Origin of the sequence: Archangium gephyra, assembly GCF_042230915.1 — a bacterium.
GTDB classification, from domain to species: Bacteria; Myxococcota; Myxococcia; order Myxococcales; family Myxococcaceae; genus Archangium; species Archangium gephyra_B.
In genome coordinates, this window is record NZ_CP102578.1 from 3,310,160 (window position 1) to 3,324,084 (window position 13,925).

Annotated in this window: 10 protein-coding genes; 7 read left to right on the forward strand and 3 right to left on the reverse strand. The window is 68.8% G+C overall.

Going from position 1 to position 13,925, the window contains the following annotated elements; translation table 11 throughout:
- Positions 1–8 precede the first annotated feature (8 nt).
- The 3 genes from NR798_RS13370 to NR798_RS13380 all read left to right on the forward strand — a co-directional run bounded on the left by NR798_RS13370 (position 9) and on the right by NR798_RS13380 (position 7,060).
- Entirely contained in the window at positions 9–4,517 is a 4,509-nt protein-coding gene (locus NR798_RS13370; RefSeq protein WP_375771848.1) for a PilC/PilY family type IV pilus protein, read from the forward strand.
- Between the two features lie 204 nt (positions 4,518–4,721).
- Entirely contained in the window at positions 4,722–5,864 is a 1,143-nt protein-coding gene (locus NR798_RS13375; RefSeq protein ID WP_375771849.1) for a metallopeptidase family protein, read from the forward strand.
- Positions 5,865–5,872: 8 nt separating this feature from the next.
- Positions 5,873–7,060, forward strand: coding sequence for a class I SAM-dependent rRNA methyltransferase (locus tag NR798_RS13380; protein WP_375771850.1), 1,188 nt, complete (start codon positions 5,873–5,875; stop codon positions 7,058–7,060).
- Positions 7,061–7,078: 18 nt separating this feature from the next.
- Here the strand turns inward: NR798_RS13380 and NR798_RS13385 are convergent, their stop codons facing one another.
- Positions 7,079–7,573 carry a caib/baif family protein gene (locus NR798_RS13385; RefSeq protein ID WP_375771851.1) on the reverse strand — a complete coding sequence of 165 codons (495 nt, stop codon included), beginning with the start codon at positions 7,571–7,573 and terminating at the stop codon, positions 7,079–7,081.
- Positions 7,574–7,584: 11 nt separating this feature from the next.
- Positions 7,585–8,187 (reverse strand): hypothetical protein, encoded by a 603-nt coding sequence (locus NR798_RS13390; protein WP_375771852.1) that lies wholly within the window; start codon positions 8,185–8,187, stop codon positions 7,585–7,587.
- Positions 8,188–8,221: 34 nt separating this feature from the next.
- Between NR798_RS13390 and NR798_RS13395 the strand changes: the two genes are divergently transcribed.
- The 4 genes from NR798_RS13395 (at position 8,222) to NR798_RS13410 (ending at position 12,927) form a co-directional block, all read left to right on the forward strand.
- On the forward strand, positions 8,222–10,342 hold the full coding sequence (locus NR798_RS13395) for an ATP-dependent helicase (protein WP_375771853.1): 2,121 nt from the start codon (positions 8,222–8,224) through the stop codon (positions 10,340–10,342).
- 144 nt (positions 10,343–10,486) lie between these two features.
- Positions 10,487–10,933, forward strand: coding sequence for a 50S ribosomal protein L13 (gene rplM, locus NR798_RS13400; protein WP_375771854.1), 447 nt, complete (start codon positions 10,487–10,489; stop codon positions 10,931–10,933).
- Between the two features lie 51 nt (positions 10,934–10,984).
- Complete coding sequence (gene rpsI, locus NR798_RS13405; protein ID WP_375771855.1) at positions 10,985–11,386, forward strand: 30S ribosomal protein S9; 402 nt, start codon at positions 10,985–10,987, stop codon at positions 11,384–11,386.
- 152 nt (positions 11,387–11,538) lie between these two features.
- Complete coding sequence (locus tag NR798_RS13410) at positions 11,539–12,927, forward strand: type IV pilus twitching motility protein PilT (RefSeq protein ID WP_375771856.1); 1,389 nt, start codon at positions 11,539–11,541, stop codon at positions 12,925–12,927.
- Positions 12,928–13,143: 216 nt separating this feature from the next.
- On the opposite strand, the gene NR798_RS13415 is transcribed toward NR798_RS13410, so the two are convergent.
- Entirely contained in the window at positions 13,144–13,911 is a 768-nt protein-coding gene (locus NR798_RS13415; RefSeq protein ID WP_375771857.1) for a hypothetical protein, read from the reverse strand.
- Positions 13,912–13,925: the final 14 nt, after the last annotated feature.

Sequence of the window (13,925 nt, forward strand, 5' to 3'; positions counted from 1 at the left end):
CAGGCGCCATGTTCCGCAAGTTGACGCTCAGCCTCGTTGCTCTCGTCGTGGTGCTGCTCCGGGCGGATACCGCGTCCGCCATCGATCAGGCGGCCTGCTGCCTGCCCACCACGTCCCGTCTGGACGCCCTGATGAACCCGGCCAAGGGCAGCGACGAGAAGTTCTTCTCGCGCCCGGGTGGGCCTCCCAACATCCTCTTCGTCATCGACACCTCGGGCTCGATGCACTCGTGGCCGAAGTCCTGGCCCACCACCAAGGGCTGCTCCAGCTCCTTCCTCAACGGGCTGGGGTACAGCAGCACCGAGCAGTACCCCCGGCTGTGGACGGGCCTGAGCAGCCAGTCCAACGACTGGTTCGCCAACAACAGCTACTACGAGGCCCCGTCGGAAGGGTACGGCGTCATCTTCGGCAACGCCCCGAAGAACACCAACATCTGGGCGGACACCACCAACGCGTGCTCGTCCATCTCCGGCATCAGCTCCTCGGACCAGACCACGTGCCGCAGCTGCCTGGATACCCGGGGCTACTACGTCTACAACAGCAGCACCCGGCGGGTGAAAGGCAACTTCCTCAACTTCTACGCGCCGCGTGACTCGGGCGCCGTCAAGGTGATGGCGGACGTCATCCGCGACCTGCGCGAGGTGCGCTTCGGCGTGCTGGGCTTCCAGACCCGCGCCGCCAAGACGTGCTGGGGCAAGAAGGAGGGCACCAGCACCCAGTGCCTCTGCATCCAGCAGCCCATGGGCCCCACCTGCGCCAAGTCCTACCCGCTGGACAGCAGCTCGGTGGAGAACAACCGCAACTCCGTCCTCAACGACCTGACCAACGTCAACGAGAACAACAGCAACGGCCTGGACTGGGATGGCTGCAACACCCCGCTCGCCGACGCGCTCTACTCGGCCGGCTACTTCTTCCAGTCCAAGGGCACGCCCACGCCCTACACCACCTACCTGGGCACCCATCCGACGAGCACCAACTTCGCCGCCGCCGACGGCGTGTGCTTCGAGTGCGGCTTCAACGCCGTCATCATGCTGACGGACGGCGAGCCCTCCTCGGAGGGCAAGGTGGTCAAGCTGCCCGACGCCATCCTCAATGACCCCACGCCTTGCGACGGCTGCTCCGCCAGCCAGCTGCACAAGGTGGCCAAGATGATGTGGGAGAAGGATCTGCGCTTCGACATGGAGGGCCAGCAGCGCGTGGCCACCTACACCATCGGTTTCTCCGAGGACGTGGAGGACAGCAAGCTCCTGCAGGAGACGGCGCGGCTGGGCGGCGGCAAGTTCTTCCCGGCCCGGAGCACCAGCGAGCTCAAGCGCGTGATGCTCACCATCCTGGAGGACATCAACTCGCGCAACACCGCCTTCTCCTCCGCGGCCGTCAACACCCTGCAGACGCAGAGCGTGTCGGCCACGGCCATCATCCCGCGCATGACGCCCGCCAAGAACGGCGGCTGGTCGGGCAAGCTCTACCGCTTCGAGCAGTTCAACGAGTTCGTCGAGGACCAGGACAAGAACGGCGACGGTGACCGCACCGACGTGCTCCTCGTGGACAAGACGGGCACGCTCGTCGCCGAGGACAGCTCGAGCGAGTACCGCAAGGTGCTCTCTCCCACCGGCGGCCCCGGTGGCACTCCCTCCTATGGCGGGGCGCCCGATGAGTTCTGGGAGGCGAACAAGAAGCTGCAGGAGCGCGGCCACAATCAGCGCAGCATCTGGACGGTGACGGACAACAACAGCGGCGGGTCGAAGGACGGGCTGATGACCGAGAAGGACGAGGTCGTCGAGTTCAAACTCGCCAACATGAGCAAGCTGCGCCAGTACCTGGCGGTGAGCGGCGCGCCCCTGTGCCCCACCGGCCTGCTCACCACCTACAAGCCGGGCCTCATCCTCGAGAAGATGAAGATGACGTCCGCGCTGGATCTCCCGGGGCTGGTGACGATGTTGGCCCCTTATGGCCTCTCGGGCGTTCCGTCCACGCCGGCGACCCAGGACGCGTACGATCTGCTGTGCGCGGCGCTCGTCGTGCAGTACGTGCGCGGGCAGGACCTGTTCGACGAGAACGGCAATGGCAAGCGCGACGACACGCGGCCGTCGGTGCTGGGCGACATCTTCCACTCGTCGCCGGTGGTGGTGGATCCGCCGGTGGACAAGTTCCTGTGCGACATCGGCATCAGCAACCAGTGCGTGAGCACGCTCTACGCCACCAAGCAGCGCACGGGCGTGGAGTCCACGGAGCTCATCAACTACAAGCAACCCGCCTCCTGCAAGGACGCCACGGAGACCCAGCGCGATGCCTATGACGCCTGGCACTTCCTCCACCGCAAGCGCGAGCGCCTCATCCTGGTGGGGGCCAACGACGGCATGCTGCACGCCTTCAGCGATGGCCAGGGCCAGGAGGACGCGAACTGCGAGGTGACGTACCCCAGCGATGCGGCCACCGGAGGCAAGGAGGTGTGGGGCTTCATCCCGGCGGATCTGCTGTCGCGGCTGCAGGACATGCTGCAGGGCCACGCCTACTACGTCGACGGCGACATCATGGTCCGCGACATCTGGGCGGACGAGAACGGCGACGGCAAGAAGCAGATGGAGGAGTACCACACGGTGGCCGTGGTGGCCGAGGGCCGGGGTGGCACGCACTACTTCGCGCTGGAGCTGCAGTGGAATGGCAGCCTGGCCGCCGCGGCGAAGACGGCGCCCAGCTTCCGCTGGATGTTCCCGCAGCCGTGCACGGACGAGGCCCTGCGCTTCGGCAAGACGCTGATGAGCCTGAGCCCCAAGCCGCCGCCCATCGGCCCCGTGCTGCTCCAGTCCGACACGGGACTGGCGCGCCACGAGGACAAGAAGCTGCTGAGCGTCGAGCGCTGGGTGGCGGTGCTGTCCGGTGGCTGGTCGCCCGGCAACGAGAAGGGGCGCGGCATCTACATGGTGGACGTGTGGAACGGCACCGTGCCGGAACGCCGCGACAACCTGCTGTGGAAGTGGGAGTACTCGGACTCCTTCGCCAGTACCGCGGATCCGCGCAAGCACATGCTGTACGGCTTCGCGGCGCCCGTGGCCATGGCGGACTACGGCTCCAACACCAAGGTGCGCTTCGACGGCTTCTTCGACACCGCGGTGGTGGGTGACCTGGGCGGGCAGATCTGGACCCTGCGCTTCCACGAGCCGGGGGCGCGCGATGCGTCCACGAAGCTCATTGGCAACTGGAGCGGTGCGCGCACCTTCACCATGGACCGCAAGGGGGTGAACGGGGGCAATGAGCAGAGCATCGCCAGCCGCGCGCCCTTCTACTACCTGACGTCCCTGGCGTTGCAGTCGGAGAACCGGGCCCTGCGCGCCTTCATCGGCTCGGGCAACCGCTACCAGCTGCTCGACAACGGCGCCGGCACGTGCCGCTTCGACAACCCGCAGGCGTGCTCCCGGCTGGGGTGCGGCTCGACGAAGACCACCTACAAGCTGACGCGCAACGACTCGGACTTCCAGTGGCTGAGCAACGAGTGGGCGGACCGCGTCTACTCGGAGGGCCACTACACGCCCTTCAAGTCCGAGGCGACGAGCTCTTCCGACTTCTGCGGCTCGGCGGGTGATACGGACCGCCTGAAGGCCGAGTTCGAGTACCGCCAGGCCAACTCCTGCCCCGCGCCCAGCGGAGGGAGCAAGGCCAGCTACGAGTTCGCCCGCACCAAGGTGCAGTGCGGCCAGGACTCGGCGGGCGTGTACGACTGCCGGGTGAGCGACCCGGGCAACACGCTGAACATGAACGACCTGGACCTGAGCGCGTCGGCCACCCCGAGCACGCTCGGCAAGAACCGCTTCTACGGCGTCTGGGCCTATGGCGGCGTTCCGGAGCGCATGTTCGACGAGAACTCCTCGGGCACCTCGAAGAACAAGGCCGCGGACTACGACTCGCGGCGGCTGACGGACACCGGCGGCAGCCTGGGCTCGGGCGATCTCACCAACGTGACGAACGTGAAGTGTGATGCCCTGGGCAACTGCTCGTGCGAGACGGGCAAGACGTGCGCGCCGAAGGCGGTGGCGAGCGCGGACGGCTTCGGCTGGTTCTACGAGTACGAGGGCCTGCCCCACAAGACGGCCAGCGGCGCGGCGGTGCTCTCCAGCTGCACCCTGTGGAACTCCATGTACCCCGGCCCGTCCTCGGCCGGAGCCTGCGCCAGCTCGAACGCGAACCTGGCCCGGCTCTTCCAGGCGGACTTCGTCACGGGCGCGCCCAACTGCGCGGCGGGCTTCCTCGAGGGCACCACCTTCGCGCGCTACCAGAACCGCTCCGTGCTGGCGCCTCCTCCGGAGCCGGCCATGAGCGTCCAGGTCTCGAAGTCGGGCCAGGTGGTCTACGGCGTCAACTTCTTCGAGCCCGGCAAGGCGCAGGCCACCGGCGTGCAGGTCTCGTCCGACCGGGACGTGCTGCAGTACATCTACGAGCTGCCCGTCTCGCGTTCGCTGCACACGTGCCGGCATGACGCCGCGGGCGGCAAGGACACCTGCCTCCCCTCGGAGCTGTAGGCCAGGGGTGGGGGTTGCTCCGGGGCCCGTCCTCGCCGCGCGGCGATGGCGGGCCCCGCCGCTTTGCGGGGGACGCCGTGGGGGCCAGGCGGGCAGGCAGCAGACACCTTCCCGTACCGCGGGTGATGCCGTAGCCTTCGGCCCCCCATGTCCCGGCGCGGTCCGTTCGCCCTCTGCTTCCTTCTCCTCGGTTCCTGCCAGTGGATGGCTCCCACGTCCGCTCCGGCCGTTGCCGACGCGGGCACCGCCCCGGTGGCCTCGGCGCCGGCGCCCGTGCCCGCCGCCGCCCCCATGCCCGAGCCCCTTCCTCCGTGCCGGGCCCGGGGCGCCAGTCCGCTCACCGCGGCGCTGGACTACCTCGACGGCGGCAAGTACCCGGAGGCGCTCTCCTGCGCGGCCCAGGCCTCGGCACTGGAGCCGGACTCGGCCGCCGCCCATTCGGCGCGGGGCGAGGCGCTGGCCGCCCTCCAACGCACGGCCGAGGCGCAGGTGGCCTATGCCCGGGCGCTGGCGCTCGAGCCGGGCCAGCCGGACGCCCTGCTCGGCGCGGCGCACCTCTACGCCGTGCAGCTGCCCTCCAGCCGCGAGTACGACGAGTTGGGGGCCCTCTACGCCGAGCGGGGGCTGTCCCAGCCGGACGTGGCGCCGGAGCTGCTGCCCCGCTTCGCCCTGGTGGCCGCCATGGCGCTCAACGACCTGGGGCAGGCCGCCGAGGCGCTCCAGCGCGCCCAGCTCGTCCTGGCGCGCGAGCCGGACAACCGCGAGGCCGCCTACGAGAAGGCCCTGGCCCTCTTCGAGCTGTGCCGCTTCTCCGAGGCCCGGGCCGCCTTCGCCACCCTGCAGGAGGATCCGCAGCGCGGGGCGCACGCGCACTACCACCTCGGGCTGCTGCTGGAGCGCCAGGGCAAGTGGAAGCTGGCGCAGGAGCACTTCGACAAGGCCCGCACCCTCTCGCCGGAGGACTTCCCCAGGCCGCCCACCCCCACCGAGGCCGAGTTCCGCGAGGAGGTGACCCGCGCGGTGGCGGCCCTGCCCGAGGACATGCGCAGGGATTTGACGGGGGTGCCGGTGCGCGCCGAGGAGCTGCCCGCGGAGGAGGACCTGCTCTCCGGCGAGCCGCCCCTGTCCCCCGCCATCCTCGGCCTCTTCCGGGGCCCGCCGCTGAGCGAGCCCTGTGACGGCACGGAGACGCCCTGCCGCTCGGTGGCCCTCTACCGCCTCAACCTGGCCCGGGCGGTGCGCACCCGGGAGGAGCTGCGCGAGCAGATAAAGGTAACGCTGCTCCACGAAGTGGGGCACCTTCGGGGCGAGGACGATCAGGAACTGGCCGCTCGCGGCCTGGAGTGACACGAGACATGGCTCGCCCAACCCCCCCCACCGCCCGCGTGAGCCTCAAGGGGGCCAAGGCCCTGCGCAAGGGCCACCCCTGGCTGTACCGCACCGAGCTGATGGAGCCGCCCCAGACAGAGGAGCGCGGCGCCGTGGTGTCGGTGGTGGACCCGCAGGGCAACCCCGTGGGCCAGGCCTTCTACGCGCAACGCTCGCCGCTGGCGCTGCGGCTGCTCACGCGCAAGGGCCCCGCCGAGGAGAAGGTGGACGAGGCCTTCCTGCGCCACCGCCTGGAACTGTCGCTCGCCCGGCGCGCGCCGCTGCGCCAGCGGGACGGCCTGCGCCTGGTGCACGGCGAGGCGGACCTGCTGCCGGGCCTCTTCGTGGACCGCTATGGCGCGGGCCTGTCGCTGCAGACGCTCTCCGAGGGCATGGACGTGCGCAAGGAGTGGGTGGCGCGCACGCTGGCGGAGCTCACCGGGGCCAGCCACGTGGTGTGCCGCGACGATGCCTCGGGCCGCGACTTCGAGGGCCTCACCCGCGAGGTGAAGCTGCTGCACGGCCAGGGCGAGGCCCGCTTCAGCTACCACGAGGGGGAGAACCTCTTCGAGGTGGACCTGCTGGGGGACATGAAGACGGGCGCCTTCCTGGACCAGGTGGACAACCACGTGCGCGCGGGCGAGCTGGCCCGGGGCGAGGGGTTGGACCTGTTCAGCTACCACGGGGGCTTCGCGCTGGCGCTCAGCCGCACGTGCGACTCGGTGCTGGCGGTGGAGCAGGACCCGAAGGCCTCCGAGCGGGCCCGGGCGAACGCCGCGCGCAACGGGCGCACCAACGTCACGGTGGAGAACGCCAACGCCTTCGACGTGCTGCGCCGCTTCTCCGAGTCCGGCCGCCGCTTCGACACCGTGGTGGTGGACCCTCCGGGGCTGGCCAAGCGCCGCGAGGGCATGGCCACCGCGCTGCGCGCCTACCACGAGCTCAACCTGCGCGCCCTCAAGTGCCTGCGCCCCGAGGGCCTGCTCGTCACCTGCTCGTGCTCCGGCAAGCTCTCGCGCGAGGCCTTCGAGGAGATGGTGCTCTCAGCCGCCTCGGACGCGAAGCGGCCGGTGCAGATTCTCGAGCGCCGGGGCGCGGGGTTGGACCATCCGGTGCTCGGCGGCCTGCCGGAGACCGAGTACCTCAAGGCCTTCTTCGTCCGCGTCCTGCTGTAGCCCCGGCGGGGGCGCCAGTCAGATACCCATCTCCTCGCGCAGCCGCTTCACCTGCTTGAAGTACTCGGTGCGGGGGAAGGGGACGTTGAGGATGTGGAAGTCCTTCTTGGAGAGGCCCACGCTGCCGAAGCAGTAGTTGCTGTCGGACATGTTGCGGCACAGCACGAGGTAGGCGCTGCTGGTGCAGTTCTCGCTCTGCACGCAGTAGGCGCAGTTGTGGCACTGCTTGCAGTCCACGCAGTGCGAGCAGTTGTTGCACAGCTCGCAGCGGGTGCAGTGGGTGCACTGGTAGCAGCTGTCGCAGTCCTTGCAGAACATGCAGTTGGCGCACCGCTCACAGCCCTCGCACGCGTAGGAGCCGGGGTTGCCCGGGTCCGCCGTGTACTGCTTGGCGAGCCGCTGGTACTGCTCCATGAACTCGCGCTTGCCCATGCCGGCCACCTGCTGGCGCGCCTGGGCCTCCTGTGCGAGCACCTCCGGTACGTTCCCCCGCGACCCTCTGTCCTTCACCACGGAAGCTCCTTTCATTGGCGGTCCGTGCCGCCGGAGGCCTGGTGCAACCGCGCCAGCCCCTCGAGGTCGATGTCTTGTGCCACCCGGCGCACCTCCACCGTGCCCGGGTATCCCCGGCTGCTCACCGCCACCACGTACCGGTTGCCCACCAGCAGGCTGGCCTCGGCCAGGGTGCTCGAGGCGTCGTAGCGTACGAAGCCCACCGCCTGCTTGTCCTTCCAGAAGATGGGGGCGGTGGGATCATTCGTGGCCCGGCTCAGGCCCTCGTCGGCCGCGGCGCGGATGGCCTGCCCCAGCTTCTTGCCCAGGGAGGTGTCCACGATGCGCACCTTCACTTCCCGATCCTCACCCTGGGTGAAGCTGCGCTCGGCCTCGCTGACGGCCACCTCGCCGTAGCGGCCGGTGGAGCCCGCCTCCTGGGAGCGCTCCAGGCCTTCCAGGCTCTCCGGGAGGAAGGCCCGCAGGTCCTCGAAATGAGCGCAGGGGAAGGGGGGGAGGGTGTTGGCGGCCGTGCTGTCTGCGTCTCCCGGTGTTTTTTTTCCACCACCGGTGCAGGCGGTGCCCGCGACGAGCGCGAGGAGAAAGAGCCGCTGGAGGAAAGAATAGTCGCGCACGGGAGAATCAAAGGGTATCCCCGAGCCGCGCGCAATGGACCTCTCGAAGCTCAACCCCCCGCAGCGCGAAGCCGTGCTCACCACCGAGGGCCCCCTCCTGGTGCTGGCGGGCGCTGGCAGCGGCAAGACTCGCGTCATCACCAACCGCATCGTCCACCTGCTCGACAAGCGGCCGGGTGGACTGCTGGCCCGCAACATCCTGGCCGTCACGTTCACCAACAAGGCCGCCACGGAGATGAAGGAGCGGCTGGTGCACATGGCGGGCCCCCGGGCCCAGAACGTGCTGGTGTGCACCTTCCATGCCTTCGGCGCCGAGATGCTCCGCGAGGACATCTACCGGCTGGGCTGGCCCAAGAAGTTCACCATCGCCGACCAGGGCGACCAGGCCGCCATCATCAAGCGGGCCATGCGCGAGCGGCGCATCGATGACCGCACCTTCGATCCGCGCAAGGTGCTCAACCTCATCTCCAAGGCGAAGAACGCCGGCAAGACGCCCGAGCCGCTCGGGGAGGGGATGGGGGACGACTACGATCTCATCGCCCACATGGTCTACGAGGCCTACCAGCTGGCGCTCAAGGCGCAGGGCTCGGTGGACTTCGATGACTTGCTGATCCTCCCCTCGCGGCTGCTGCGCGAGCACGAGGACCTGCGGCTGAAGTACACCCAGCGCTTCCGCTACCTGCTGGTGGACGAGTTCCAGGACACCAACCAGGCCCAGATCGATCTGTTGACGCTCCTGGCCAGCGGCGAGACGCGCAACGTGTGCGTGGTGGGCGACGACGACCAGTGCATCTACAGCTGGCGCGGCGCCGAGGTGCGCAACATCCTGAGCTTCGACAAGTACTTCGCCGGGGCCAAGGAGGTGCGGCTGGAGCAGAACTACCGCTCCACGCAGGTGGTGCTGGACGCGGCCAACGCGGTGATCGCCAAGAACCCCGAGCGCAAGGCCAAGAAGATGTGGTCGGACCGCAAGGGCGGCGAGCGCATCAAGGTGGTGACGGCCCCCACCGAGGAGGAGGAGGCCCGGTACGTGGCCACCGAAATCTCCCGGCTGCTGGCCGGAGGGATTCCGGCGGATGAGATCGCCATCCTCTACCGCGTGAACGGCCAGGCGCGCCCCATCGAGGAGATGCTGCGCGAGAAGAGCATCCGCTACGAGGTGGTGTCGGGCAGCGAGTTCTTCGACCGGCGCGAGGTGAAGGACGTCATCGCCTACTTCAAGCTGATCGCCAACCCGCGGGACGAGACGGCGCTGTTGCGCATCATCAATGTCCCGGCGCGGGGCATCGGCGACGTCACCATGGAGCGGCTGGTGGCGCACGCGCGGCGCGACAGCGTGACGCTCTGGGGCGCCATGGAGCGCGCCGAGGGCTACGAGGACCTGCCCAAGGGCGCCGCCGAGAAGGTGAAGGACTTCCTCCAGCTCGTCGAGCGCTACCGGCAGAGCTACGAGACCGGCAAGCTGGCCGAGGTGACGCGCAAGCTGCTGGAGGAGATCGGCTACAAGGACGACGCCAAGTCCCTCACCACCTCGCAGGCGAGCGCGGACCGGAAGCTCAAGTCCATCGACCACGTCATCAACTCCCTGGAGGCCTTCGAGAAGCGCGAGGGCCCCAAGGCCAGCCTGCTCACCTACCTCAACCGGCTCAGCCTCGACACCCGCCAGGAAGAGGAGGAAGTCCCCGGCGCGAACAAGGCCGTCACCCTGATGACCCTCCATGCGTCCAAGGGCCTGGAGTACCGGGTGGTCTTCTTCATCGGGATGGAGGAGGAGCTGATGCCCCACAAGGGCATGCAGGGGGAGGCCCAGAACCTCGAGGAGGAGCGCCGGCTCTGCTACGTGGGGATTACCCGGGCCAAGGAGTTCCTCTACCTGACGCGCTCCGCCATGCGGGTGAAGCGGGGCAAGGAGGTACCGCGCACCCCCTCGCGCTTCCTGGAGGACATCCCCCCGGAGCTGGTGGAGGTGCTGGACCTTGACGCACCGCGCAAGGGCCCGCCTGGCGAGCAGGAGAAGAACTTCTTCGCCAACCTCAAGGAGCGCTTCAAGGCTCCGGGGGCGAGCGGGGGAGTGGGCCCCGGGTCCAAACCGGCCGTGGGGGCCCCGACAACCGGGGCGCCCGCGCCCACCGGAACCGTGGGTGGGGCACGCTGAACGCAGTGCGACCTTGACTTGCCCCCCGCCCCCCTCTAAGACGGTCGGCCTTTCCGGGCCGCCTTTGGAAGTTTCAGGGTCGGACCCGTGGTTGCTACGGCTACAGGCGCTTCAGGCGCCAACCATGCTTTTGGAGTTCAAACAATGTCGCAGAGGACCTACAGCGCGAAGCCGGCGGATATCAAGCGCGAGTGGCACATCATCGACCTGAACGGCAAGGTACTGGGCCGCGCGGCGAGCCAGATCGCCACGCTGCTCAAGGGCAAGCACAAGCCCATGTACACCCCGTCCATCGACACGGGTGACCACGTCATCGTCATCAACGCCGACAAGGTGAAGGTGACGGGGACGAAGGAGCAGGACAAGATGTACTACCGGCACACGCTCGCCGGTTTCCCGGGTGGCCTCAAGAGCACCAACCTGGCGAAGCTGCGGGCCCGGCACCCCGAGGACATCATCCTCAACGCCGTGCGCCGCATGCTGCCGCGCAGCGCCCTGGGCCGTCAGATGATGACCAAGCTCAAGGTGTACGCCGGTGACACCCACCCGCACGCCGCCCAGAAGCCCGCGACGCGCGAGGTTGAGGCGTAAGCGCTGTCCTTCCTTCCCCACTTTCCGCACCCTATTTAGAGAAGAGACGACATGGCTACCGCCACCGAGAAGGGTTTCTATGGCACCGGCCGCCGCAAGGAGGCCACCGCGCGCGTGTGGATCCGCCCGGGCACCGGCGTTGTGGTTGTCAACGGCCGCGACATCAACGTGTACTTCGGCCGCGAGACGTCGAAGATGATCCTGAACCAGCCGCTGGACGTGCTGGAGCAGAAGGGCAAGATCGACATCGAGGTCAACGTGCGCGGCGGCGGTCTGAGCGGCCAGGCCGGCGCCATCCGCCACGGGCTGTCCCGTGCGCTGTGCAACTACAACCCCGAGTTCCGTCCCGCGCTGAAGAAGGCCGGCTTCCTCACGCGTGATGCCCGCGCGGTGGAGCGCAAGAAGTACGGCCAGCCGGGCGCGCGTCGCCGGTTCCAGTTCTCCAAGCGCTAAGCCGTTCTCACCCGGTATCGCTGGAGTACACGCACGGCGGGGGTTCCTTCGGGAGCCTCCGCCGTTGTGCTTTGCGGGCCAGGGCAGGCGAGCGCGCCGCGTCCCGAGCCCCCTCGTCGGCCCGGTGGGGCGTGCTACCATCCCGCGCATCCATGGAACTCAACGAGATCCTCCAGATTGCGCTCCGCGGCGGTGCGTCCGACATCCACCTGAAGGCGGGCCTACCGCCCATGTTCCGTGTCGACGGTTCGCTCGTCCCGCTGAAGGACGGCAAGCGCCTGCCTCCCGAGGAGGTGGCGCGCATGGTCTTCGGCATCATGAACGAGTTCCAGAAGGAGAAGTTCAAGCAGAGCAACGAGGTGGACCTGGCCTACGGCGTCCCCGGGCTGGGCCGCTTCCGCGTCAACGTCTTCCAGCAGCGCGGCACCATCGGCGCGGTGATGCGCGTCATCCCCACCAAGGTGATGGCCATCAAGGAGCTGATGCTCCCGCCCATCCTGGAGAAGATCTGCCTGGACGAGCGCGGCCTCATCCTCGTCACCGGCACCACCGGCTCGGGTAAGTCCACCACGCTCGCGGCGATGATCGATCACATCAACGCCACCGAGACGAACCACATCATGACGATCGAGGATCCGATCGAGTTCCTCATCCGCGACAAGCGCTCCATCGTGAACCAGCGCGAGGTGGGCGTGGACACGATGTCCTTCGCCCAGGCGCTCAAGAGCGCGCTGCGGCAGGACCCGGACGTCATCCTCGTGGGCGAAATGCGTGACCACGAGACGATCGAGACGGCGCTCGCGGCGGCGGAGACGGGCCACCTGGTGATGTCCACGCTGCACACGCTGGACGCCACGGAGACCATCAACCGCATCGTCTCGGCCTTCCCGCCGTACCAGCAGAAGCAGGTGCGCATCCAGCTGGCGAGCGTGCTCAAGGCGGTGGTGAGCCAGCGCCTCATTCCGCGCGCGGATGGCAAGGGCCGCGTGGCCGCGGTGGAGGTGCTGCGCTGCACCGCCCGCGTGAAGGAGCTCATCGAGGACAAGGACCGGACGAAGGAGATTCCGGATGCGATTTCCCAGGGCTTCGACACCTACGGGATGCAGACCTTCGACCAGTCGCTCATGTCGCTGGTGAAGCAGGGGCTCGTCACCTACGAGGAGGCCCACCGCCAGGCCACCAACCCGGACGACTTCGCGCTGCGCTTCTCCGGCATCAGCGCCACCTCGGACTCGAAGTGGGACAACTTCGATGGCAGCGCCTCCAAGCCGGTGCCGGGCTCGGCCAACTTCGGTCAGCAGAACCAGCAGCCCGCGCTGGCCGCGACGCCGGCCCGTGCGGCGCCCGCTCCCGCCGCGCCTCGTCCGGGCGCTCCGGCCTCCGTGCCCCGTCCGGGCGTGCCCGCCGCGGGCGCTCCTGCTCCCACGTCCCGCGTGGGAGTGCCGGCGGTCGGTGCGGCCCGTCCCGCGGCTCCGGCGCCCGCTCCCGCGGCCCCGAAGGCTCCCGCGGCCGACGACGACTTCCAGATCGAGCGCTTCTGACGAGAAGGGCAGGGGAAACCCATCCCCTCGGACACATCCCCTCGGACACATCCCCTCGGACACATCCCCTCTCCCTCCGGGAGAGGGTCAGGGTGAGGGTATCTGTCCCCGTGTTCCAACCCGTGAGGCGCGGGGACGAGCGGACCCAACCCGAGTCCACCCGATACCCTCACCCCGTCCCTCTCCCGAGGGGAGAGGGGACATTGGCGGGTAAATCTACGAGGGAAGCTCCTCGGCCTCCTCGATGCCCTCCTCGTCCCCGAGCTGCGCCCGCAGGCGCGAGAGCCGCTGGGTGCCGACGAGTCCCTCCTTGGCCAGTACCTGGAGGAAGTCCACGATGGCACGCAGCCTGGCCTCGATCTCGGCCTCGGGCTTGTCGACGATCTCGGTCTCGTAGAGCGCCTCCATGTGCTCGGGGTTGATGGGGGTGGGCCCCTCGCCCCAGGCGATGTTCACCAGGGCCCGCGAGATGTGCGCGCGCACGGTGCGCTCCATGTCGTCCTTGGCGCCCTTCTCGAAGCCGAGGATGAGGGCATCCACCTGCTCGCGGGTGAGTGCGGCCAGCGAGGGCACCTCGCCGAGCGCCTCCTGGACGAACGAGCTGTCGAACGTCTCCACCTCCTCCTCGTAGCCGAAGGCCTCCTCCAGGAGGATGGCGGCGATGAAGGCATCCGTCTCGTCGTCGGTGGCGCCCTCGGCCTTGAGGGACTCCCGGGCCTTGAGGGTGGCGTCCTTGAGGGGGGCGTCCTCGGCGATGGCGCGCGTGGCGGCATAGGCGGCCAGGAAGACGACAGCTGCCTCGGCGTCCGAGGACAGGTGGCGCTTGCCCTTGCCCCCCATCAGCTCGTTGCGCTTGTCGGGGTGGGCGGCGGCGGTCTGGGCGAAGAGCCGCTCCTCGGGCCCGAGCGGCTCTCCGTTCTTCTCCTTCTCGAGAGTCTCGCGGGCGGCTTCGGGGCTGAGGTAGCGGGCGATGAGGGGGTGCATGCCGCGCCTGTTAC